The following is a 22740-nucleotide window of genomic DNA, read 5'->3' as shown; positions in this document are numbered from 1 at the left end:
TCAGGGCAATAAGCTCAGTGAATGCGAGGGAGGGTCTCATGGAGAACGTACGTCGCTACCGGGCGCTGGCGTCTCTCTGTCGTCAGCAGGCGGCCTATCGGCCGCTCCAGAACTGGCAACTCCTTGGCCAAGCCGAACATTTCGAATATCTCGCCGAGATTGCGCTGAAGGCGCATTTCGACGCGTGCAATGCGCAACCCGAGGACGACGCCATCGCCACCGCGCCATTTGAGACCCCTGCTGCGGCCTGAGGGCGTCGGTCCGTTGCGGATCATCTCTCGATCAATGCGACATCAGCGTCGGGACCGTCATGGCTTCCAGCATGGCGCGGGTGACGCCGCCGAGGAAACGTTCCTGCAATCGTGAGTGGCCGTAGCCGCCCATGACCAGGAGATCGAGGCTCTCGTCGGCGGCCAGCGACAGGATGGTCGGCTGGATGTCGGCGCGTGCCGCCGACAGGCTGACCGTGCGGGTCGACAATCCGCGCCGGCCGAGGTGTCTTGCCAGATGGCTTGCCGAGACTTCGTCGGGAACGGCGTCGGCTTCGTTGATCGTGATGATCACGATCTCCTCGGCGCGGGCCAGGAAGGGAGCGGCGTCGCGCATCGCGCGGGCGGCGAGGCGGCTGCCATCCCAGCAGATGCCGATCCGGTTCGCCCTGAATGACCCACGAAAGGTGTAGGGCAGGAACAGCACCGGTCCGCCCGCCTGGAACAGGATCTCGCCGGGCATATCATTGTCGAATGAGCCTTGCGCCGGATCGGGCTGCAGCACGATGCTGAGATCGTGGAGCCGCGCCATCTCGCCGAGCGAGCCGGCTGCGTCCGCCGGGATTGCGCCGAGCGGGTGGCAGATGCAGGAGATGCCGGCGTTCGTGGCTTCGCTCCGAAATATCGCCAACGCGGCCTCGGCACGCTCCACCGCGCGCTCGCGCTCCATCTCGAACACCGCCGCTACGGCGGCACCGCCATCCAGGACGTAGGCAGTGCTGCTCGCGACGTACCCGACGGCGACCGCGTCGACGTGTGCGTTGAGTCTCGCCGCGAGCGAGATCGAGCCGTCGATCACCGCGCTCATCGGGCGCTCGGTCGGGATGTGGACGAGAATGTCTTTGTACATGGCGCGCCTCCGGTGGACATCATCCAGTGGCCGCAGTCTATCACGGCGCACGGGGCCTGCGTTGAGCCGCATCAAATGTGCAGCCCTGATTTTCGCGGCACCTTTGCCAAGATTTAATCGGACGGACGGGACGCCGTAAGGTGACGATGTCCATGTTGGTTGCAAGGCGACTTACCCAACATGGACATTTCGACATGAACGATCACGTCAATTCCGACACCACCACGTCCCGCAAGATATTGAAGCCGCGCCGGCTTGCGCTGCTGGGCACCGTGGCCGCGCTTGGCGTGGCCGTGCTCGCTGCCTCTCCCGCCTCTTCGCAGTTCGGTCTGAATTCCTTCATCGGGCCGGCCCAGGCGGCGGAAGCCGCCGCGACGCCGCCGGGCTTCGGCGATCTCGTCAGCAAGGTCAAACCCGCCGTCATCTCGGTGCGGGTCAGGATCGACCAGGACAATGACAAGAGCGCGATGCTGCAACAGAACCGGATGGATTCGGACGAGGATTCGCCGTTCGACCAGTTTTCGCGGCAGTTCGGCTTCCGCGGCCCGGGTGGCATGAACGGCATGCCGCGCCAGCGCCACCAGATGATCACGGGCGAGGGTTCCGGCTTCTTCATCTCCGCCGACGGCTATGCCGTGACCAACAACCACGTCGTCGATCACGCCGAGTCGGTACAGGTGACTATGGATGACGGCACGAGCTACACCGCGAAGGTGGTAGGCACCGATCCGAAGACCGATCTCGCGCTGATCAAGGTCGATGGCAAGAGGGACTTTCCGTTCGTCAAATTCTCCGACCAGAAGCCGCGCATCGGCGACTGGGTGGTCGCGGTCGGCAACCCCTTCGGCCTCGGTGGCACCGTGACCGCCGGCATCGTCTCGGCCAATGGTCGCGACATCGGCAACGGTCCCTATGACGACTTCATCCAGATCGACGCGCCGATCAACAAGGGTAATTCCGGCGGTCCGGCCTTCGACATGAACGGCAACGTGATCGGCGTGAACACCGCGATCTTCTCGCCCTCCGGCGGTTCGGTCGGTATCGGCTTCGACATTCCGGCTTCGACCGCGAAGCTCGTCGTCGCGCAGCTGAAGGACAAGGGCTCGGTCACCCGCGGCTGGCTCGGCGTGCAGGTGCAGCCGGTGAGCGCCGAGATCGCCGACAGCCTCGGCCTCAAGGAGGCGCGCGGCGCGATCGTGGACAATCCGCAGGACGGCAGCCCCGCGGCGAAGGCCGGCATCGAGGCGGGCGACGTCATTACCGCCGTCAACGGTACCGCGATCAAGGACTCCCGCGATCTCGCCCGCACCATTGCCACCCTGGCGCCGGGCACCTCCGTGAAGCTCGACGTCTTCCACAAAGGCGCGAGCAAGACGGTGACACTCGCCCTCGGCGAGTTGCCGAACGAGCGGCAGGCCAAGGCCGGCGAGGGCAAGGCGCAGCCGAACACCGGCACGCCGCGCCTCGGTCTCAGCCTGGCGCCGGCCGGCGACGTCCAGGGCGCGGGCCAGAAGGGCGTCGTCGTGACCGAGGTCGATCCGCAGGGACCCGCCGCGCAGCGCGGCATCCAGACCGGCGACGTCATTCTCAACGTCGGCGGCAAGGCCGTTGCCAATGTCGGTGATGTCCGCTCCGAGCTGGCGCAGGCCAAATCATCCGGCAAGAACAGCGTGCTGTTGCAGGTGAAGAGCCAGGAAGCGACGCGGTTCGTCGCGGTGCCGCTGGCCTAAGCCTCGCGCTTCCCGCGGCAAACTCAAAAGGCGGCCTGCGGGCCGCCTTTTTCGTGCGCGTCTGGAAGATTCCCACAGGTGTCGATAACATTCTCGTTAACGGCAGCGTTGATGACGGGTTCGTCCGAAAAAGCCGCGTTCGCTCGTCACAGTTGGGAATCACGTGTTGGGCTTTGGCGTCAATGAAGACGCCCAGGCGAATTGCAGGAGTGGAACTTCGAACGCCCGGCCTTCTTGTGGAACCGGTGGTTCGCATTTGATCGGTGCCGACATGGATCGATTGAAGCTCTCGCTGAGGTGTGCGCTGCTTGTGGCGCCGCTTGTCCTGACGACCGGAAGCGCCTTGGGGCGCGACGATGGCCGCTACGCCAACTCGCCGCTAAAACCCTGGTTCGACAGTTTGCGCAGCCATCTCGGGCCCTGCTGCTCGGATGCAGATGGCTTTGCTGTATCCGACCCCGATTGGGAATCGCACGATGGGCACTATCGCGTGCGGCTCGACGGGCAGTGGGTGGACGTGCCTGATGAGGCCGTCATCACCGAGCCAAACCGGGCTGGCCACACCATGGTGTGGCCGGTGAAGACTGCGTTCGGGATTTCGATCCGCTGCTTCATGCCGGGCAGCATGATCTGACCCGGATCGGCGTTACCGCTTGCTGGACTTGCGCTTCGCGGTCTTCTTCGTTGTCTTGGCCGTCTTCTTGGCTGTCTTCTTCTTGGACGTTTTCCGCTTCGACGCCTTCTTCGGGACCTTCTTGCCCTTCGCGCGCGCTTCCGACAGGCCGATTGCGATCGCCTGCTTGCGACTCTTCACGCGTCCGCCACGACCGCCGGGGCCGCTTTTCGCGGTGCCCTTCTTATAGCGGCGCATCTCGCGCTCGACATCACCGCCGGCGCTGCGTGAGTAGCGGCGCTTCTTTGCCTTGCGTGCCATCGACTCTCTCCCTTGGCCACGGGAAAGAACCGCATCACTGACCCTACGTTCCAAATGCGCTGGCCGCGCTCCTCAGAAGGAGTTCGCCAACTCGATCTCGTCTTCCAGCGCTCGAATGCGGCGCGCAGCCTCAGTCGAGGACAGAGCCCGATCGTATTGGGTGGGCTGATAGGCCTCCTCGCTCAGACGCTTCAGCCTCAGCCCCTGCGCTCTCGTCATCTGTTCCGCGAGGAAAACCCTGGCGTCGTATTTACCCTGAACCTGCATCTGGCCTCTCCGTTCTCAAATCCTGACTTGACTATATGTTCTTATTTTGTTCTAACAAGCCATGGACAACAGAATTAATGAAATTCGACGCAAAATCAGCGCCTTGAGGCTTGAGATGGCCGACATTGAGGTGTCTGTGCGCGACCTCGTCAATCGCGACCGCGACTGCACGGAAAAGGCCCTGGCGCAGATGGATCTGCGCCGGAAAATCAACCTGCTGATCGGCGAATGGAAGGCGGCCGGTGGCGGCGATGTCCTGCCTGACGTCCGCGAGCGGGTACGCCTTCGTCCTGCAACGACATCCGGCAGTCCGCTGCGCGTGATCGCGCGCCGCTGAGAATTTTGGGAGCGTGCGGTGGACGAAGACCCGGACACGTACCGGATTCTAAAGCTGCGCGCCGAAATTCTCGAACTCGGCTCCGCCATCCGGCAATTGCAGCGCGAGGGTCTCGACGATGCCGCAGCCCAACTCCTGATCGCACGCAAACGTGCACAGCTCGAGCATCTCGTGAAGGCGAATGCCGCGGGACGGCCGCTTTAGCGATCTGACGCTGGAAGGATTCCCAATCCAGCTCCAAGCTCCAGCTCCAAAGCGAAAGGCCCCGCGTCGCCGCGAGGCCTTTGATGGTCGGCCGGAGCTCACTTGGTGTTGCTCATGCCGCCCTTGTTGTTCGTCATGGTGCCGCCTTGGTCGGAGCCGGGGCCAGAACCACCTTGACCGGAGGGATCAGCGCCCTTGGAGGACTTGGTGTTGGCACCCGTGGTCTGCGACGAGGACATAGCGGATCCATGCTTGGCCTTATGCGACTTGGCCTGCACGGCGAACGGAGCGGCGGCGAGGCCAGTTGCCAACATCACGGTAAGAGCGAGCTTGGTGGTTTTCACGCGCGGGAACTCCCTGAGTTGAATTGACGCAGGCAGCCAACTGCCATTTGCCGCAGGAGTTCCGAACGAAAGCGCCCGGTGCGCGTCACGCGCGCTTCAAAATTCCTTGTCCTCGGCGAGGATGAACATGAGGCCCGTGAGCGTCGCCCCGATCGCGAACGTCGTCACCAGTGTGATGATGAAGACCATGGCGGCCGAATGTCCGCCGTGGTTCAGCAAATTTGCGACTGCCGGATTGAACAGGACGAGGGCGAGCCCGAAGACAAGGCCGAGGGCTGCGCCCATCATCGCATGCGTCATCAGCTTGATGACGCCGGTCGGAGAGATGAGGCTCGGCGACTTTTTCCCGCGCATGGAACCGCCTCGCGGTGTGGCATAAAACGCGCACGACGATTGCGGGTTCCATTGTCATGACGATTTTGTCATTCCCCGCTTCATCCGACGTTCATGGCGGTCTTGCGAGGATGAATGCCATCAACACGGGAACATTCGATATGGGTAAGGTCGTCTTTCTCTATCGCTCGCTGGCCTATCGCAACGCGGCTGCGGATATGCTGCGCAAGGCGCGCAAGCTGCCGCGCGGCGCCGAGCGGAGCGCAGCCCGCCGTTACGCGCGGGCGCTGCGCGAGCTTTCGCAAACGGAAGCCTGGCTGGAAGGACGTGTCGCTGACGAACCGCAGGCGATGCAGAGCATGAGGGTCGCCGCGACGCGCTAGAGCATGATCGGTTCTGAGTGAATCAGGGCCGAAGCTCCAGATTCCTGTCTTTACGCGCGAACCGGAGCCCACTTCGCTCGCAGACGCGCTAGCCTGAGGCCTGCTGAAGGGGTTCGGACGGAGCCGCGTCGAACTTGCTCGCGGCCGACGGCGCTACGGTCTTCCGCGTCAGCGGCACCTCAAGGCGGCACAACAGGCCTTCGGCACGCCAGTTGAATTCCGCCTGTCCGCCGAGTTGCGATTCCACACTGGCAAGCAGGCTCCGCGTGCCGAAGCCACGGGATTTCGGCGTCCTCACCAGCGGGCCGCCGGTTTCGTCCCAGGTCAGTGTGAGGTGGTCGTCCTCGACTTGCCAGCCGATCGCGAGCCGCCCCGACCGCGTCGAGAGCGCGCCATATTTCGCCGAGTTGGTGAAGAGCTCATGCAGCGCCAGCGCCAGCGTCTGCGCTGTCGCCGGCGCCAGCTGAACTTCCGGACCGGCCAGCTTGATCTGGCCGCCGAGCGAGTAGGGCGCGAGTTCCTCGTCGATCAGCCTCGAGAGTTCGGCGCCCTGCCAGCTTGACAGCGACAGGATCGTGTGCACGCGCGCCAGCGCGTTGATGCGCCCTTCGACGGCGTTGACGTAGGCCTTGACCTCGTCGGCGCGGGTGAGGCGCACGATCGATTGCGCCAGCGCCAGCGCGTTCTTGGCGCGATGATCCACCTCGCGCGCGAGCAGGTTTTGTCTCTCTTCCGCGCGTTTGCGTTCGGTGATGTCCACGGTGACGCCGCTCACGCGCACCACGCGGCCGCCCTGGTCCACCGTCGCGGCCGCCGTGCCGACGCACCAGCGCACCTCGCCATCGGGCCGGCTGACGCGAAACTCGCCTTCATAGGCGTGCGCGCCGGTGTTGAACGCGGCAATCGCCTGGCTGAACTGGTCGACGTCATCAGGGTGCAGCAGCGCCTGGATATTGGCTGAGGTGACATTGAAGGTCTCCGGCGTCACGCCGAAGATGCGGTACTGGCCTTCGTCCCACATCCAGTCGCCGTTGACCCAGTCCCAGTCCCAGGATCCCATCTTGCCGGCGGCAATCGCCATGCTGCGCCGCTCTTCGCTCTCGCGCAGCTTTGCGGTGGAATTCTCCAGCTCGGCCGTGCGCGCGCGAACGCGGTCCTCGAGCTCCCGGTTCAGCCGTTCGAGCTCGCGCGTCTTGCGGTAGAGTTCGGCGAACACCTTGATCTTGGCGCGCAGCACCTCCGGCACCACAGGCACCGGCACGTAATCGACCGCGCCCATCTCGTAGCCGCGCAAACGGTCGATGTCGCTCACCTGAATGGCCGAGATGAAGATCATCGCGGTCTTCTGGAAGCGCGGATGCTCCCGGATCATCGCGGCCAGCTCGAATCCGTCGAGCTCGGGCATGCAGACGTCGACCAGGATCACCGCGATCTCGGTCTTGAGGAGCACCTCCAGCGCCTCGCGGCCCGATGATGCGATCACGAGGTTCTCGCCGAGTTCCTTCAGGATCACCTCGTAGGCGAGCAGCTTGGCCGGCTGGTCGTCGACGAGGAGGATGTTGACCTTTTCGTGGTCCATTCGCGGATCCAAACTCAGCGGTGCAGCCACATGCGGATTGCAAGCAGCAATTGATCGGTGTTGACGGGTTTGGCGAGGTAGTCGGACGCACCGGCTTCCAGGCATTTCTCACGGTCGCCCTTCATCGCCTTGGCTGTCAGCGCGATGATCGGAAGGCGGGCGAAGGCCGGATTTTCGCGAATGACGCCGATGGTCTGATAGCCATCCATCTGCGGCATCATGATGTCCATCAGCACGATGGCGATCTCCGGATTGGATTCGACCAGCGTTACCGCCTCGCGGCCGGTCGTGGCCGTCAGCACCTTCATGCCCCGCCGCTCCAAGACGCTCGACAGCGCGAAGATGTTGCGGGCGTCGTCGTCGACGAGCAGGGCGGTCTTGCCGATCAGGTCTTCGTCGGAACTGTTCAGCTTCTCCAGCATGCGCTGCTTCTCGACCGGCAGTTCCGTGATCACGCGATGCAGGAACAAGGCGGTCTCGTCGAGCAGGCGCTCCGGCGATTCCACGCCCTTGACCACGATGCTGCGCGCCATGGTGTGGAGTTCCGCATCTTCCTCCGCCGAGAGCTCGCGGCCGGTGAAGACCACCACCGGAACGTTCGACAGGCTCTCGTCGTTGCGGATCTGGTCCAGCACCTCGAAGCCGCTCATGTCGGGCAGCCGCAGGTCGAGCACCACGCAATCGCAGGGTGCCTCGCGCAGCGTCGAGAGCGCGCCGGCGCCGGTATCCGTCGTCACGATCTCGATGTCGTCGTGATGCAGCAGCTCGCGGATCGAGAGCTGCTCGGCCTCGTTGTCCTCGACGATCAGGAGCCGCTTGCGCCGCGGCCGTGCATATTCCTTGATCTGCGTCAGCGCGGCTGAGACGCCCTCGGTCGTGGTCGGCTTGTTGACGAAGGAGAAGGCGCCACGGGCCAGCGCATGTTGCCGGTCCTCGTCGAGCGTGATGATCTGCACGGGGATGTGGCGGGTCAGCGGATTGTGCTTGAGCTGGCTCAGCACCGTCCAGCCCAGCATATCAGGCAGGAACACGTCGAGCGAAACGGCCCGCGGCTGGTACTGCTTCGCAAGCTCCAGCGCCTCCGCGCCGCGCGCGGCGACCAGAACCTTGAAGCCCTTGTCGCGGGCGAGATCGACCAGCACGCGCGCATAATGCGGATCGTCCTCGACGATGAGCAGGATGGTGTCACCGGGCTCGAGATTGAGCCGGTCGTCGGCAATCTGCTCGATGACGCGCTGCTGTTCGGGTGCAGCCGCTTGCAACGCCGGTGGCTGACTGTACTGCTGCGGCGCGGGCGCACGCGGCGCGAGCGTCGGGCCGGAATATTTCAGCGGCAGATAGAGCGTGAAGGACGAGCCCTTGCCGGGCGCGCTGCGCAGATGGATCTCGCCGCCGAGCAGGCTTGCGAGCTCGCGGCTGATGGCAAGTCCGAGACCGGTGCCGCCATATTTGCGGCTGGTGCCGGCGTCCGCCTGCTGGAATGCCTCGAAGATCAGCTTCTGCTTCTCGAGGGGAATGCCGATGCCGGTGTCCGTCACTTCGAACGCGATTACCGCCGGCGCGGAGTTCAGCACCGGATGATCCGTGCCCCAGCCGCCGACCGCGGCGACGACCTTCAGGCGCACCTCGCCTTCGGCGGTGAACTTGAAGGCGTTGGAAAGCAGGTTCTTGAGAACCTGCTGCAGGCGCTTGGAGTCGGTGACGATGCTGCGCGCAAGGTTCGGGTCGACGTCGATCTTGAACGACAGGTTGCGGTTTTCCGCCTCGTGCCGGAACGGCCGCCCGACGGTCTCGAGCAGGTTCGCAGTCAGAATCTCCTCGGCGTCGACCGTCACCGTGCCGGATTCGATCTTGGAGAGATCCAGGATGTCGCTGATGAGGTTGAGCAGGTCGGTGCCGGCGCCATGGATGGTGCGGGCGAACTCGACCTGCTTGGCAGAGAGGTTGCCATCCGGATTGTCGGTGAGCTGCTGTCCCAGGATCAGGATCGAGTTCAGCGGTGTGCGCAGCTCGTGGCTCATATTGGCGAGGAATTCGGACTTGTACTTCGAGGTCAGCGCGAGCTCGGTCGCCTTTTCCTCCAGTGCGCGGCGGGCCTGCTCGATTTCCTGGTTCTTGCGCTCGACCTCGACGTTGCGCTCGGCGAGCTGCTGCGCCTTCTGCTCGAGCTGGTCGTTGGTCTGCTGCAATTCGCGCTGCTGGGTCTGAAGCTCGCCGGCGAGCTGCTGCGACTGCTTGAGCAGGCCTTCGGTCTGCATCGTCGCCTCGATCGAGTTGAGCACGATGCCGATGGAGTCGGTAAGCTGCTCGAGGAATGTCATCTGCGAGGTCGTGAACGAGGTCAGCGAGGCGAGCTCGATCACCGCCTTGACCTGGCCTTCGAACAGCACCGGCAGCACGACGAGGTTCTTTGGCGCGACGCGGAACAGCGCCGAGTTGATCGGCACCACGTCGGGCGGAATATCGGCGATGACGCGCGGCCGTCTGTCGAGGGCGCATTGGCCGATCAGGCCGTCGCCGAGCGGGAGCACGCGCTGATAGGGATAGACGCCGTCGCCGGCATAGGAGGCGAGCAGCAGGAGCCGCGGACTATCCTCGTTCTCGACCTGGTAGATCACGCCGGTATGGGCGTTCACCAGGGGCGACAATTCGGTCAGCAGCAACCGGCCGACGGTGGTGAGATCGCGCTGGCCCTGGAGCATGTTGGTGAATTTAGCGAGGTTGGTCTTCAGCCAGTCCTGCTCGGTGTTCACGTCCGTCGTGAGACGGAGGTTCGTGATCATGGTGTTGATGTTGTCTTTCAGCTCGGCGACTTCGCCGCGGGCGTCGACCTGGATTGACCGCGTCAGGTCGCCCTTGGTCACGGCGGTCGCGACTTCCGCGATCGCGCGCACCTGCGAGGTGAGGTTGGCCGCGAGCAGGTTGACGTTGCCGGTGAGATCCTTCCAGGTGCCGGCGGCACCGGGCACGTCGGCCTGGCCGCCCAGCCGTCCCTCGACGCCGACCTCGCGCGCCACCGACGTCACCTGATCGGCGAAGGTCGCGAGCGTCTCGGTCATGTTGTTGATGGTGTCGGCGAGCGCCGCGACCTCGCCCTTGGATTTCACGGTGAGATTTTGTTTCAAATCACCGTTCGCAACCGCGGTCACCACCTTGACGATGCCGCGGACCTGCTCGGTCAGGTTCGCCGCCATGAAGTTGACGGTGTCGGTGAGGTCCTTCCAGGTGCCGGCCACACCGGGCACCTGGGCCTGGCCGCCGAGCTCGCCTTCGGTGCCGACTTCACGCGCGACGCGGGTGACTTCGCCGGCAAACGCGTTGAGCTGGTCCACCATGGTGTTGATGGTGTTCTTCAGCTCGAGGATTTCGCCCTTCACGTCCACGGTGATCTTGCGGGACAAGTCGCCGCGCGCCACGGCGGTCGTGACCTCGGCGATGTTGCGGACCTGCGTCGTGAGGTTCGCGGCCAGCAGGTTGACGTTGTCGGTGAGATCCTTCCAGGTGCCGCCGACGCCGGGCACGACGGCCTGACCGCCGAGCCGGCCCTCGGTGCCGACCTCGCGCGCCACGCGCGTCACTTCGGCGGCGAAGGAGCGCAGCTGCTCCACCATCGTGTTCAGGGTGTCCTTGAGCAGCAGGATCTCGCCGCGCACGTCCACCGTGATCTTCTTCGACAGGTCACCGCCGGCGATTGCGGTCGCGACCTCGGCGATGTTGCGGACCTGGGCCGTCAGGTTGGAGGCCATGAAGTTGACGTTGTCGGTGAGGTCCTTCCAGGTGCCGGCAACGCCGGGCACTTCGGCCTGGCCGCCGAGCTTGCCCTCGGTACCCACCTCGCGCGCCACGCGCGTCACTTCGCCGGCAAAGCCGTTGAGCTGGTCCACCATGGTGTTGATGGTGTTCTTCAGCTCGAGGATTTCGCCCTTCACGTCCACGGTGATCTTGCGCGACAAGTCGCCGCGCGCCACGGCGGTGGTGACCTCGGCGATGTTGCGGACCTGTGCGGTCAGGTTGCCCGCCATCGAGTTGACGCTGTCGGTGAGGTCCTTCCAGGTGCCGGCGACGCCGGGCACGTTGGCCTGACCGCCGAGCCGGCCTTCGGTGCCGACCTCGCGCGCCACGCGCGTCACCTCGCCCGCGAAGCGGTTGAGCTGGTCGACCATCGTGTTCAGCGTGTCCTTGAGCTGAAGGATCTCGCCGCGGACGTCCACCGTGATCTTGCGCGACAGGTCGCCGCCGGCGATGGCGGTTGCGACCTCGGCGATGTTGCGGACCTGGGCGGTGAGATTGCCCGCCATCGAGTTGACGTTGTCGGTCAGGTCCTTCCAGGTGCCAGCGACGCCCGTCACCTGGGCCTGGCCGCCGAGCTTGCCTTCGGTGCCGACCTCGCGCGCCACGCGCGTGACTTCGCCGGCGAACGCGTTGAGCTGGTCCACCATGGTGTTGAGCGTTTCCTTCAGCTGAAGGATTTCGCCCGACACGTTCACGGTGATCTTCTTCGACAAGTCGCCCTTCGCAACGGCGGTCGCGACCTCGGCGATGTTACGGACCTGACCGGTCAGGTTCGAGGCCATCGAGTTGACCGAGTCCGTCAAGTCCTTCCAGGTACCGGCGACGCCGCGCACTTGGGCCTGGCCGCCGAGCTTGCCTTCGGTGCCGACCTCGCGCGCGACGCGGGTGACTTCGCCGGCGAAGGCGTTGAGCTGGTCCACCATCGTGTTGATGGTGTCTTTCAGCTCCAGGATTTCGCCGCGCACGTCCACGGTGATCTTCTTCGACAGATCGCCGCCCGCGACCGCCGTCGTCACCTCGGCGATGTTGCGGACCTGTGCGGTCAGGTTTGACGCCATCGAGTTGACGCTCTCGGTGAGGTCCTTCCAGGTGCCGGCGACGCCGAGCACGTTGGCTTGACCGCCGAGCCGCCCCTCGGTGCCGACCTCGCGCGCGACGCGGGTGACTTCGCCGGCAAACGCATTGAGCTGGTCCACCATGGTGTTGAGCGTTTCCTTCAGCTGAAGGATCTCGCCCGAGACGGTCACCGTGATCTTCTTCGACAGGTCGCCGCCTGCGATCGCGGTCGCGACGTCGGCGATGTTGCGGACCTGCGCGGTCAGGTTCGACGCCATGAAGTTGACGTTGTCGGTGAGGTCCTTCCAGGTGCCGGCCACGCCGGGCACTTGGGCCTGGCCGCCGAGCTTGCCTTCGGTGCCGACCTCGCGCGCCACGCGGGTCACTTCGGAGGCGAAGGAGTTGAGCTGGTCCACCATGGTGTTGATGGTGTCCTTCAGCTCCAGGATCTCGCCACGCACGTCCACCGTGATCTTGCGCGACAGGTCGCCGCGCGCCACGGCAGTGGTGACGTTGGCGATGTTGCGGACCTGGGCGGTGAGGTTGCCGCACATCGCGTTGACGGAGTCGGTGAGGTCCTTCCAGGTGCCGGCGACGCCGGGCACGATCGCCTGGCCGCCGAGCTTGCCGTCGGTGCCGACCTCGCGCGCCACGCGCGTCACTTCGGAGGCGAAGGAGCGCAGCTGGTCCACCATCGTGTTGATGGCTTCCTTGAGCTGAAGGATCTCGCCGCGGACGTCGACGGTGATCTTCTTGGACAAGTCGCCGTTGGCGACCGCGATCGTGACCTCGGCGATGTTGCGAACCTGGTTGGTCAGGTTGTTCGCCATCGAGTTGACGCTCTCGGTCAGATCCTTCCAGACGCCGGTCACTTCCGGCACCTGGGCCTGGCCGCCGAGCTTGCCTTCGGTGCCGACCTCGCGCGCGACGCGCGTCACCTCGGAGGTGAACACGCCGAGCTGCTTGATCATGGTGTTGACGATGGTCGCCGACTGCAGGAATTCGCCGCGCAGCGGGCGGCCGTCGACGTCCAGCTTGACGGTCTGGAGCAGGTCGCCTTGCGCCACCGCCGCGACCGCGCGCGTCACCTCGCGCGTCGGCCACAGGAGGTCGTCGATCAGCGTGTTGACGGAGCCTTCCATGTCGGCCCAGGAGCCGCTGGCGAGGCCGAACTTCACGCGCTGGCGGGTCTTGCCCTCGCGCCCTACGACCTGACCGACCAGCTCGAGCTGCTGCGCCATGCGCTGGTTGGCGGCGATGATTTCATTAAAAGTGTCGGCGATCTTGCCGTCGATGCCGAGATAGTCCCCGCTCATCCGCACCGAAAAATCGCCGCTGCGCATGGCCTGCAAGGCAAGCAGCAATTCCGGCCGCGAATCCGGGTCCGACATACCGTTGGTTTTTGGCTTTGGAACGCGACGACCGGAGCGTGATGCAGTTCCGGGATCGAGGTCGCTCATACTGATTCCCCCGCGGCGTCGGCCGAATCCAAGGCGTGACGCAGTTGTCAAAATAGACCGTCAGCCAAATTCGAAATCAAGCGCCAACGTTGCAGCGCTTGGAATTGGAACCTGCCGTGCTCAGCCCGGCCAAAATAACGGTGAGGAGTGACGATGGTTCCATCCCGCTCAGGAAAAAGCCGGCCGGCCGCTGCACCAGAGCTCAGAGCCGTCCTAGGAGAGGCGCTGGCGCGCCCAGCGGGCGCGGGGCTGTGACTGGCGACCCCGCCGCAAGCTCCGCCACGCCGCACGCTGATTCGCAGGCCACGAGGACCGCGACCAGATCGAGCCCCAGCGGCAGCGGCGCCTCGACCTCGGGCGGCAGGGACGACAACGGCGATGCCGGCCCCGAGAGTAACCGTACGGTGCGGCCGGAGAGCCAGCAGCATCATCCGGAAGACAAATAGGCTGCTATTTGTCCGCCATGGTGCGCTCCGCATCTTTCACCTGCGTGCGCAGCATCGGCAATTGCTCGCGCGCGAAGGCGGCGAGCGCAGGATTGTCGGGCGCTTTCAGATAGCGCTCGAGCAGGCTGATGGCGGATTCGTATTCGGGGATTTGCGCGGCATAGAAGCTTCTGACGTAAGTTGGTCCATCCGCATTTTCGGGCTCGACGAGGCTTGCGCTCACTGACGTCGTCTTGCCGGCGTGCGGCTCCGCACCGATTGCGTCCTGAATCTGCTTCAGGGTCTTGTCGCGCTTGCCCGCCTCCTCGGCGCGCAGGGCCGCGAGATTTTTCACCTCCGCATTGCCTTTCAGGTCGGTGCTCTCCAGCAGGCCCTGCTGGAAACGGCTGAAACTATAGAGGCCGGTGATGACATCGGTTGCGGTCGGCACGCGGTCGCCGGCCGTTCGCTCGCCCATATTGTCGGCGAACGCCGAGGTGCTGACGAGAGCCAGGATGATTGCCACGAGAATCCTCATGCATCTCCAATGACCGATGGCGTGCGAAGTTCCCCCGGCGTTACGATCCGGTAAAGGCGATTGCGGAGCGAGAGTTCCGTTCCCACATCTTCTGTATGAAACAGTCTGACATCTTCAGGGATAACGCCGACAACTGCCTTCAGCTCGCCGAGCGCGCGGAAGGGCAGCCCACCCACAAACGCTATTTGCGCATGGCGGATGCCTGGACGGCATTGGCGAACGAGCAGGACTGGCTGGACGGTGAAATCCCGCCCGTAAAGGTCCGCGTCCTTCGAACGCAGGATGCGTAAGCGCTCTCATTTTCGTGAATCTGCATGTGAGACTGCTCACGGAATGCAAGCAACCAATCCAGGATCATCCACGAACAGTCGATCGCGTTGATTTTGATTCCAGAAGGAGGTTTTGCGATGGCTCCACGTCTGGCTCTTCTCTCGCTCATTCTCGCCTTTGGCGTCTCGGTCGCGTTCGCGACAGTGACGACGGTGCGGCAGGTGCATCTGGAGAATGCATCGGCGGCGATCCACGCCACGCATAGTTAGCGCTGCGGGCCTCGCGCGCTGGAACATTCGTTGTGCCGGCGCGTAAGCGCTTCAGGACATCTGGAGAGGCGAGAGGACATCATGGCGCATTCCGACCACGGCATCGTCAAGGACAAGCGGGCGGAAGATCAACCGCGCGACAAGCAGCGCGCGCAAACCGTGCACAAGACGGATTCGAAAGGCTCGCCGTCGCGCGAAGCGACGCGCGATCCCAAGCTCAACGACAACACCAAGACACCGGGCTCCGGCGTGATGCCGGACGATTCCGGCGACGCGCCGACCGGCTAGTTCTCGCGAGGAACGAATCCCTTCGCGACGAGTCGACGGATTGCTTCCGGCTGTCATGCCCCCGGTGCGCCGGAAGCAATCTCCAAGGACGGCCCTAGCACCCCACTGTGCCGGGGTCGTTTTTGCTTGGGAGAGACTCAATCCTCGGTGTCGCCCTCGGGCTTCGCGGGCGCGTGTCCTTCGGGACCGCGACCAAAGACACCAAACTCGCTTGATTTGATGCCTGCCGACGGGTCGATGCTCGTCTCGATGCCCGCGGCTGCGAGCCCGAATTTGAGAAGCTCTCGGACCGCCGCAGCGCGCGTCGGCATGCGGTGCTTGAATCGGAAATCATCGACGGCGGCCAGCTCTTCCGGCGAGAGCATGACCTGGAGGCGCTCGGCGCGAAGGTCATTCATGGTCGATCACGCAAAGTGAGTAAGTTGAGTAGTTTGCTCAACGAACGAGTTTGGCGCGAGTTCCACAAGAGTCGGAAAAATCGTCAGATGAGTAAAAATAGTTAGTAAAATCAATAAGTTATTATTGAAACAACTCTGGCGGTGGCGCATTCTTTCGGGAGAGAGGGAGAAGAGGCCATGGCGGAGGAAGTCAGGTTACCCCGCAAGCTTTCCGAAGAGCCCGAGGCGCCCAAACCGGTGCGTCCGAGCCATCAGAAGGTCATCGAGCAAGTCGAGCGCTGGGCCAACAGCTCGGGGCTGCAACCACCGAGGACGGAAGATGCGAAGACGATCTGAGCCCCACACGTTCGAACAACGTCTCAAGGCAGAGCAGCTGCGGCTCGAGCACGAACTGTCGGGCTTGCCGGATGGACAGCAGCGCGATTCTGTTATGGCGCGCATTGATCAGCTTCAGACTGCTGCCGCGATGCATGATTTCCTGATGCTACCGGAGGCCGCGGCCGCTCGCTGATCGCCCCTGGCGACCGTGCTCCGTGTCTGACGCGACCACCAGAACATGCGCCGGAACGTTCGCTCGCCGACCCGGTTGGTCCACACGTTGGCCGAGTGGAGAATTGGAATGCTGAAACAAGGCGAGTTGGACCGCAGCGAGATGGACAGGTTGATCGGCAGCGACAAGGTCGAGGGAACATCGGTCTATGGCGCCGATCGCAACAAGATCGGTTCGATCGAACGCGTGATGATCGACAAGGTCAGCGGCAAGGTGTCCTACGCCGTGCTCGGCTTCGGCGGTTTCCTGGGCCTCGGCAACGACCACTATCCGCTGCCCTGGCAGTCGCTCAAATACGATACGGAGCTCGGCGGCTATGTCACCGGGATCACCGCCAAGACGCTCGAAGGCGCGCCGAAATACGGTGAACGCAGCGATTGGAACTGGGGTGACGACGCGGCAGTCCGCGGCATCAACTCGTACTACGGCGTTCCCTTCGCGTAAGCCCCCATGGAAAGCGATCCGATGAGCAAGGAACGGCCCACCGACTGGATGCCCCGGTCAAGCCGGGGCACGACACCTTTGCTCTCCGCCACTCTACCCCACCGCCTCCTTCCGCCCCGGCCCCGCATGCACATGCACCTGTTTCGCATGTAGCGGCTCACCGCATTCCGAGCAGACCATCACGGGGTCGAAATCCTTGCCGCAAGTCTTGTGCTGGTGCAGCAGCGGGCGGCCGCGCTCGTCGCCCATGTGGGTGTCGCCCCAATGCACCATCGTCATGATGATCGGGTAGAGGTCGAGGCCCTTCTGCGTCAGGATGTATTCGTAGCGCTTGGGCGCCTCGGAATAGGGGACGCGGCGCAGGATGCCGAACCGCACCAGCTTCTTCAGACGCTCCGAGAGGAGGTGCCGCGTGATCTGGAGCGAGGACTGAAACGCCTCGAACCGGCGCACGCGTAAAAAACATTCGCGCAGGATCAGCAGCGTCCAGCGGTCGCCGACCACGGCGACGGTCCGGGAGAGCGAGCAGGGCTCTTCATCCAGCGTGTCCCACTTCATGTAGCGAATCTCCGGCAAAGGGTAGTAAGTCAGAAAAAGGAACTGACTTGAATGATCAGCGCTATTTCTAATAGAGAATATCATTCACCCCTGTAGTTTGACAGTTCTATTTTAGAACTATAGCCTCCGGCCCAATCACATACCGTTCTCACCGGAGGAGGTGACCTTGCCCAAGCGAAACGCGACAGCCGCCGTGATCGGGGCCGGCGATTTCATCGGCTCCGAGATCGCCAAGAAATTTTCCGCGGTAGGTTTCACGGTCTTTGCCGGGCGCCGCAACGGCGACAAGCTGGCGCCGCTGGTGAAGGACATCGAGGCCGCCGGCGGCGAGATTCACGCGCGCTCGCTCGATGCACGCAAAGAGGAGGAGGTCATCTCCTTCCTCAATGACGCCGACCAGCATGCGCCGCTCGAAGTCTGCATCTTCAACGTCGGTGCCAACGTCAATTTCCCGATCCTCGACACCACCGAGCGCGTGTTCCGGAAGGTGTGGGAGATGGCCTGCTATTCCGGCTTCCTGGCCGGCAGGGAAGCGGCGCGGCTGATGCTGCCGCGCGGTGGCGGCAACATCTTCTTCACCGGCGCGACGGCGAGCCTGCGCGGCGGCAGCGGCTTTGCTGCCTTTGCCAGCGCAAAATTCGGACTGCGCGCGGTGGCGCAGGCGATGGCGCGCGAGCTCGGGCCGAACAACATCCACGTCGCCCATCTCATCATCGATTCCGGCGTCGACACCGAGTGGGTGCGGCAGCGCCGGCTCGAAGCGCTCGGGGCGAATGCGCTTGATAATCCCGATCTTCTGATGCCGCCGTCATCTGTCGCGGATGCCTATTGGCAGCTCTATCAGCAGCCGAAGAGCGCCTGGACCTTCGAGATGGAGATCCGTCCCTTCGGAGAGAAATGGTGACCGCGGAGCAAGACTGCGGCTAGACTGATCTCAATACAAACTGAAATCCGGGAGGCCCCTACGTGAAGACCGCGATCACCGAACTGTTCGGCATCGAGCACCCGATCATCCAGGGTGGCATGCATTTCGTCGGCTTTGCCGAACTCGCCGCTGCCGTCTCCAATGCCGGCGGGCTCGGCATCATCACGGGCCTCACGCAGAAGACGCCGGAATTGCTCGCGAAGGAAATCGCGCGCTGTCGCGACATGACGGACAAGCCGTTCGGCGTGAACCTCACCTTCCTGCCGACCTTCTCGGCGCCGCCTTATCCGGAATACATCGCGGCCATCGTCGAAGGCGGCATCAAGGCGGTGGAGACGGCGGGGCGCAGCCCGGAGCAATACATGCCTGCGCTGAAGGCCGCCGGCATCAAGGTGATCCACAAATGCACGTCCGTGCGCCACTCCCTGAAGGCCGAGCGCATCGGCTGCGACGCCGTCAGCGTCGACGGCTTTGAGTGCGGCGGCCATCCCGGCGAGGACGACATTCCCAACATGATCCTGCTGCCGCGCGCGGCGGAGGAACTGAAGATTCCGTTCGTGGCCTCCGGCGGCATGGCTGACGGGCGCAGCCTCGTCGCGGCGCTGTCGCTGGGCGCGGCCGGCATGAACATGGGCACGCGCTTCATCGCCACCAAGGAAGCACCGGTGCATCAGAACGTGAAGAACGCGCTTGTTGCGGCAACCGAGCTCGACACCCGGCTGATCATGCGCGCTCTGCGCAACACCGAGCGCGTGCTGAAGAACGCCAACGTCGATCGTCTGCTCGAGATCGAGCGCGAGAAGGGCGCCAAGCTGAGCATCGACGACATCCACGACCAGGTCGCGGGCGTCTATCCGAAGATCATGCTGGACGGCCAGATGGACGCGGGTGCCTGGAGCTGCGGCATGGTCGCAGGGCTGATCCACGACATCCCCTCCTGCAAGGAGCTCGTCGATCGCATCATGGATGAGGCGGAAGAGATCATCCGCAGCCGCCTGATGGGGTTCCTGGACGGGACGGGTGCGGCGCGAAAGGTCGCCTGACTCCGCCAAACTTCTTAACCACGGCGGCACTTGGCCGCTGGAATTGCGCGTGACGCCTCCTAAATAGGAGTAAATTACCCCTTGAAATAAGCAATTTCAGGAGGCGTCCGTGGTCCTGAAGAGCGTTCCATTTGCAGTTGCCGTTGCCCTCGTGCTCGCATGGGGCGGCATTGCGCGCGCTGACGACTACAAGCCCGACGAATATCTCGGTCTCGATCTCTCCAAGGCGGTGCTGTCGCCAAAGCGGCTCGGGCCCGAGACGCAGTTCGCCCCGGTTGCGTTGGAGGCGAAGGGAGGCAACGAGGCGCAGGCGCGCGGCGAACCCATCGACGTGCCGAAGAAAGTTGCCGCCGAACGCGTGCACGTGGCCCAGCCGAAGGTTGTTCATGCCAGGGGCGCCCAGCCACGCGGCGCAGCGCGCACCAAGCTTGCACATCGTCGCGGCAATCCGCTGGACGCGCAGGCGATGGACACCCGCATCCAGACCTGGCCGTGCCGCACCGGCGGCATTTGCAACTGGAAGCACTAGCCGGATCTCTCGCGTCATCCGGGCGTCGCAAAACCGTAGGCGCGGAGTCAAGAAACCGTCAGGATAGGAGTCAAGGAGCGCAGGCACCTTCCGTCGCGATTCGACGAAGGTTTCCTGAATGGCAACGCTCCGCGCCTCGCGCGCATGGACCCGGCGGCAGTTCCTGGTCCGCTCGACTTCAAGCCTCGCCGTTGCCGCGCTCGGCACAGTCGCAAAGCCATCCATCAGCCGCGCCGCCGATCGCCCGCAGATCGCGGGCGGCATTCAGTCCGGCGACGTCTCGGATGGCTCCGCCGTGATCTGGGCGCGCGCCGACCGGCCCGCGCGGATGCAGGTGGAATGCGCGACCGTCGAGAGTTTCAAGACGATCATAGCGTCAGCTTCGCGCGACGCGCTGCCCGATGCCGACTTCACCGCAAAACTGCTGCTGAACGATCTGCCGTCCGGGCAGGATATCTTCTATCGCGTGCGTTTCGACGACATCGCGACCGGCATTGCCGGCGAAAGCCGCGTCGGCCATTTCCGCACCGCGCCGGCTGCAGGGCAATCTATCTCGTTCGTGTGGTCGGGCGACGTCGCGGGGCAGGGCTGGGGCATCGACATCTCGCGCGGCGGCTATCGCAGCTATCGCACCATGCTCGAGAATCGCCCGGACTTCTTCATCCACTCCGGCGATCATATCTACGCCGACTGCACGATTCCCTCCGAGCAGAAGCTGCCGAACGGCGAGACCTGGCGCAATCTGGTGACCGAGGAGAAAGCCGAGGCCGCGCACACGCTGGCGCAATTCCGCGGCAACTACAAATACAACCATCTCGACGAGCATTTTCGCGCCTTCCACGCGCAGGTGCCGATGTTCGCACAGTGGGACGATCACGAGGTCACCAACGACTGGTCGCCGACCGGCAGCTACGACAACGCCGGCTATGAGGACGACGGCACGCCGCGCCTGGTCGCGCGTGCCCGCCGTGCCTTCTTCGATTTCATGCCGATCCGCGACATCGGCACGCGACAGGGGCGCGTCTATCGCAAGATCGCTTATGGTCCGCTGCTCGACGTCTTCATGATCGACATGCGCAGCTATCGTGACGACAGCTGGAACAAGGGCGAGGACCATCGCGGCTGGATTCTCGGTGCCGAGCAGCTCGCATGGCTGAAGCGGGAGCTCGCCGCTTCGCGCGCGACCTGGAAGGTGATCGCGGCCGACCTGCCGATTGGCCTCGTCAGTCTCGATGCCGTCGCGCTCGGCAACGGAGCGCCCGATCGGCGTGAGCATGAGGTCGCCGATCTGCTGGCCTCGATCAAGCACGCGGGCGTGCGCAACATCGTCTGGCTCACCGCCGACATGCACTACACCGCCGCGCATTACTACGATCCGAACAAGGCGCAATTCCAGGATTTTGAGCCGTTCTGGGAGTTCGTCTCCGGACCCCTGCATGCCGGCACCTGGGGTCCGGGCGAGCTCGACAATACGTTTGGCCCGGTCGCGATGTACCAGAACGGCTGCAGCGAGGCGCAGGGGGAGAACCTTGCGCCGTGCTTCGGCCTGCAGTTCTTCGGCAGGGTCGATATCGACGGTGCGAGCGGCGTGATGACCGTGACCTTGAAAGACGTCGACAACCGCGACCTCTGGTCGGTCGACATCGTGCCGCAGCCGCAGCCGCAGGCGCGCCCGGCCGTGGTCGCGCAGCATTCGTGAGTGGGCAACTCTCTCCGTCGTCATGGCCGGGCTTGACCCGGCCATCCACGCCTTGCTGCTCGGCCCTGAGAACGTGGATGCCCGGGCATAGGCGAGCGGAAGCGACGCCGTCCTTCGGACGGCTATGCCCGGGCATGACGGTGGGGACGGATCGCGCATCCCAGCACTAACCCGATCTTGATTGGCCGCCTCGCGTCTCCTGCGCTATAGTCTCTATCCCCGCCACCTCTTTTCAATCACCGAAGAGTCTGCCCTTGCGGCCCCACCGCGTGTTCGGCGGCTGAAATACGTCAGGAGTTAGCTCATGGATCATCTGAAGACACAGGGCATCAGCATGCCCAAGCTCGGCCTTGGCACTTTCCGCATGCAGGGCGATGCCTGCCGCGCGGCGGTCGAGAGCGCACTGTCGATCGGCTATCGCCACATCGACACCGCCGAGATGTACGCCAACGAAGAATCGATCGGTGCCGCGCTCGCCGCGGCCCGGCTGCCGCGCGGCGAGCTGCATGTCACGACCAAGGTCTGGCACGAGAATCTCAGCCCCGATGCGATCCGCCGCGCCTTCGACGCCAGCCTGACCAAGCTCCGGCTCGACCATGTTGATCTCTACCTCGTGCACTGGCCGTCGAAATCCGCGAACTGGGGCGCGGTGTTCGAGACCCTGATGAAGCTGAAGGAGGAGGGGCGTACGCGGGCGATCGGCGTTGCCAATTTCACCACGGCGCTGCTCAAGATCGCGGTCGAGGACATCAAGGCGCCGATCGCCTGCAACCAGATCGAATATCACGCCATGCTCGATCAATCGAGGGTGCTGGCCTATCTCAACGCCAAATCGATCCCGCTGGTCGCCTATTGCCCGCTCGCGCAAGGACGCATCGCGTCAGATCCGGCGTTGGCCGAGATCGGCGCCAGGCACAACGCGACCGCCGCGCAGGTCGCGCTGAAATGGCTGCTCGACCAGGGCGGTGTCGCTGCGATCCCGAAGGCCTCGCGCCGGGAGAGCCAGCAAGCCAACCTCGATGCGCTGAAGATCACGCTCGACGATGCCGACCGCAAGAAGATCGCGGCGTTGCCCAAGGACAGGCGTTGCGTCAATCCAGGCTTTGCGCCGGTGTGGGATTAAAACTCGACGCTGAACGCGCCGCCCTTACCCTCTCCCCTTGCGGGAGAGGGTGGCTCGCTGCGTAGCGGCGAGACGGGTGAGGGGTCTCCATCCGCGAGTCCAATTCTCATTGAATGCGCTGAAGCAACCCCTCGTCCGGCGCT

The 22740-nt window shown here is 64.1% G+C and carries 26 protein-coding genes; 16 read left to right on the top strand and 10 right to left on the bottom strand.

Annotation, left to right across the window (positions count from 1 at the left end; genetic code table 11):
* The first annotated feature begins 38 nt into the window (after nt 1-38).
* Complete coding sequence (locus tag AB7531_RS34060; protein ID WP_028148245.1) at nt 39-251, top strand: hypothetical protein; 213 nt, start codon at nt 39-41, stop codon at nt 249-251.
* A gap of 31 nt (nt 252-282) precedes the next feature.
* Here the strand turns inward: AB7531_RS34060 and AB7531_RS34055 are convergent, their stop codons facing one another.
* Nucleotides 283-1119 carry a universal stress protein gene (locus tag AB7531_RS34055; protein ID WP_441280235.1) on the bottom strand — a complete coding sequence of 279 codons (837 nt, stop codon included), beginning with the start codon at nt 1117-1119 and terminating at the stop codon, nt 283-285.
* A 194-nt stretch (nt 1120-1313) separates the two neighbouring features.
* Here AB7531_RS34055 and AB7531_RS34050 point away from each other — a divergent pair, with 194 nt between their 5' ends.
* Entirely contained in the window at nt 1314-2849 is a 1536-nt protein-coding gene (locus tag AB7531_RS34050) for a Do family serine endopeptidase (protein ID WP_063984957.1), read from the top strand.
* A 271-nt stretch (nt 2850-3120) separates the two neighbouring features.
* Nucleotides 3121-3483, top strand: a complete 363-nt coding sequence (locus AB7531_RS34045) for a hypothetical protein (protein ID WP_028148242.1) — start codon at nt 3121-3123, stop codon at nt 3481-3483.
* Nucleotides 3484-3495: 12 nt separating this feature from the next.
* Here the strand turns inward: AB7531_RS34045 and AB7531_RS34040 are convergent, their stop codons facing one another.
* Both AB7531_RS34040 and AB7531_RS34035 read right to left on the bottom strand, forming a co-directional pair.
* Nucleotides 3496-3783 (bottom strand): DUF6496 domain-containing protein, encoded by a 288-nt coding sequence (locus tag AB7531_RS34040; RefSeq protein ID WP_063984956.1) that lies wholly within the window; start codon nt 3781-3783, stop codon nt 3496-3498.
* 72 nt (nt 3784-3855) lie between these two features.
* Nucleotides 3856-4050 (bottom strand): DUF3072 domain-containing protein, encoded by a 195-nt coding sequence (locus AB7531_RS34035; RefSeq protein WP_063984955.1) that lies wholly within the window; start codon nt 4048-4050, stop codon nt 3856-3858.
* 115 nt (nt 4051-4165) lie between these two features.
* Here AB7531_RS34035 and AB7531_RS34030 point away from each other — a divergent pair, with 115 nt between their 5' ends.
* Nucleotides 4166-4387, top strand: a complete 222-nt coding sequence (locus AB7531_RS34030) for a hypothetical protein (protein WP_063984954.1) — start codon at nt 4166-4168, stop codon at nt 4385-4387.
* 18 nt (nt 4388-4405) lie between these two features.
* Complete coding sequence (locus AB7531_RS34025) at nt 4406-4591, top strand: hypothetical protein (RefSeq protein WP_084795247.1); 186 nt, start codon at nt 4406-4408, stop codon at nt 4589-4591.
* Nucleotides 4592-4689: 98 nt separating this feature from the next.
* Here the strand turns inward: AB7531_RS34025 and AB7531_RS34020 are convergent, their stop codons facing one another.
* Complete coding sequence (locus AB7531_RS34020) at nt 4690-4935, bottom strand: hypothetical protein (protein ID WP_063984953.1); 246 nt, start codon at nt 4933-4935, stop codon at nt 4690-4692.
* Between the two features lie 96 nt (nt 4936-5031).
* Complete coding sequence (locus AB7531_RS34015) at nt 5032-5289, bottom strand: hypothetical protein (protein ID WP_063984952.1); 258 nt, start codon at nt 5287-5289, stop codon at nt 5032-5034.
* Between the two features lie 140 nt (nt 5290-5429).
* Here AB7531_RS34015 and AB7531_RS34010 point away from each other — a divergent pair, with 140 nt between their 5' ends.
* The gene (locus tag AB7531_RS34010) at nt 5430-5651 is read left to right on the top strand and encodes a hypothetical protein (protein WP_063986599.1); all 222 of its coding nucleotides are present in this window, start codon (nt 5430-5432) and stop codon (nt 5649-5651) included.
* Between the two features lie 88 nt (nt 5652-5739).
* Here AB7531_RS34010 and AB7531_RS34005 read toward each other — a convergent pair whose 3' ends face one another.
* From AB7531_RS34005 to AB7531_RS33995, 3 genes are all read right to left on the bottom strand, one after another.
* Nucleotides 5740-7230, bottom strand: a complete 1491-nt coding sequence (locus AB7531_RS34005) for an HWE histidine kinase domain-containing protein (protein WP_063986598.1) — start codon at nt 7228-7230, stop codon at nt 5740-5742.
* A 14-nt stretch (nt 7231-7244) separates the two neighbouring features.
* Nucleotides 7245-13538: a HAMP domain-containing protein gene (locus tag AB7531_RS34000; protein WP_063984951.1), complete on the bottom strand. Its 6294-nt coding sequence runs from the start codon at nt 13536-13538 to the stop codon at nt 7245-7247.
* Between the two features lie 450 nt (nt 13539-13988).
* Entirely contained in the window at nt 13989-14501 is a 513-nt protein-coding gene (locus AB7531_RS33995; RefSeq protein WP_063984950.1) for a DUF4142 domain-containing protein, read from the bottom strand.
* Nucleotides 14502-14596: 95 nt separating this feature from the next.
* Here AB7531_RS33995 and AB7531_RS33990 point away from each other — a divergent pair, with 95 nt between their 5' ends.
* The 3 genes from AB7531_RS33990 to AB7531_RS33980 all read left to right on the top strand — a co-directional run bounded on the left by AB7531_RS33990 (nt 14597) and on the right by AB7531_RS33980 (nt 15328).
* Nucleotides 14597-14791, top strand: coding sequence for a hypothetical protein (locus tag AB7531_RS33990; protein WP_063984949.1), 195 nt, complete (start codon nt 14597-14599; stop codon nt 14789-14791).
* Between the two features lie 117 nt (nt 14792-14908).
* The gene (locus AB7531_RS33985) at nt 14909-15040 is read left to right on the top strand and encodes a hypothetical protein (RefSeq protein ID WP_256376429.1); all 132 of its coding nucleotides are present in this window, start codon (nt 14909-14911) and stop codon (nt 15038-15040) included.
* An 81-nt stretch (nt 15041-15121) separates the two neighbouring features.
* Nucleotides 15122-15328, top strand: coding sequence for a hypothetical protein (locus tag AB7531_RS33980; protein ID WP_063984948.1), 207 nt, complete (start codon nt 15122-15124; stop codon nt 15326-15328).
* Between the two features lie 137 nt (nt 15329-15465).
* On the opposite strand, the gene AB7531_RS33975 is transcribed toward AB7531_RS33980, so the two are convergent.
* Nucleotides 15466-15726: a hypothetical protein gene (locus tag AB7531_RS33975; RefSeq protein ID WP_028148230.1), complete on the bottom strand. Its 261-nt coding sequence runs from the start codon at nt 15724-15726 to the stop codon at nt 15466-15468.
* Nucleotides 15727-15903: 177 nt separating this feature from the next.
* On the opposite strand from AB7531_RS33975, the gene AB7531_RS33970 reads away from it, so the two are divergent.
* Nucleotides 15904-16062, top strand: a complete 159-nt coding sequence (locus tag AB7531_RS33970) for a hypothetical protein (protein ID WP_187387779.1) — start codon at nt 15904-15906, stop codon at nt 16060-16062.
* A gap of 283 nt (nt 16063-16345) precedes the next feature.
* Nucleotides 16346-16720, top strand: a complete 375-nt coding sequence (locus AB7531_RS33965; RefSeq protein ID WP_063984947.1) for a PRC-barrel domain-containing protein — start codon at nt 16346-16348, stop codon at nt 16718-16720.
* Nucleotides 16721-16813: 93 nt separating this feature from the next.
* Here AB7531_RS33965 and AB7531_RS33960 read toward each other — a convergent pair whose 3' ends face one another.
* Complete coding sequence (locus AB7531_RS33960; protein WP_063986597.1) at nt 16814-17278, bottom strand: winged helix-turn-helix transcriptional regulator; 465 nt, start codon at nt 17276-17278, stop codon at nt 16814-16816.
* Nucleotides 17279-17444: 166 nt separating this feature from the next.
* Between AB7531_RS33960 and AB7531_RS33955 the strand changes: the two genes are divergently transcribed.
* From AB7531_RS33955 to AB7531_RS33935, 5 genes are all read left to right on the top strand, one after another.
* Nucleotides 17445-18182: an SDR family oxidoreductase gene (locus AB7531_RS33955; protein WP_441280234.1), complete on the top strand. Its 738-nt coding sequence runs from the start codon at nt 17445-17447 to the stop codon at nt 18180-18182.
* A 62-nt stretch (nt 18183-18244) separates the two neighbouring features.
* On the top strand, nt 18245-19246 hold the full coding sequence (locus AB7531_RS33950) for an NAD(P)H-dependent flavin oxidoreductase (protein ID WP_063984946.1): 1002 nt from the start codon (nt 18245-18247) through the stop codon (nt 19244-19246).
* Between the two features lie 109 nt (nt 19247-19355).
* The gene (locus AB7531_RS33945) at nt 19356-19775 is read left to right on the top strand and encodes a hypothetical protein (protein ID WP_063984945.1); all 420 of its coding nucleotides are present in this window, start codon (nt 19356-19358) and stop codon (nt 19773-19775) included.
* 118 nt (nt 19776-19893) lie between these two features.
* Nucleotides 19894-21474 (top strand): alkaline phosphatase D family protein, encoded by a 1581-nt coding sequence (locus AB7531_RS33940; RefSeq protein WP_063984944.1) that lies wholly within the window; start codon nt 19894-19896, stop codon nt 21472-21474.
* A 304-nt stretch (nt 21475-21778) separates the two neighbouring features.
* Nucleotides 21779-22597, top strand: a complete 819-nt coding sequence (locus AB7531_RS33935; RefSeq protein WP_063984943.1) for an aldo/keto reductase — start codon at nt 21779-21781, stop codon at nt 22595-22597.
* Nucleotides 22598-22740 lie beyond the last annotated feature (143 nt).

The sequence above is a fragment of the Bradyrhizobium sp. 63_E2_N1_3 genome, assembly GCF_052076005.1.
In the GTDB taxonomy this organism is placed as follows: domain Bacteria; phylum Pseudomonadota; class Alphaproteobacteria; order Rhizobiales; family Xanthobacteraceae; genus Bradyrhizobium; species Bradyrhizobium barranii.
This window is presented reverse-complemented; position numbering and strand designations above follow the sequence as displayed.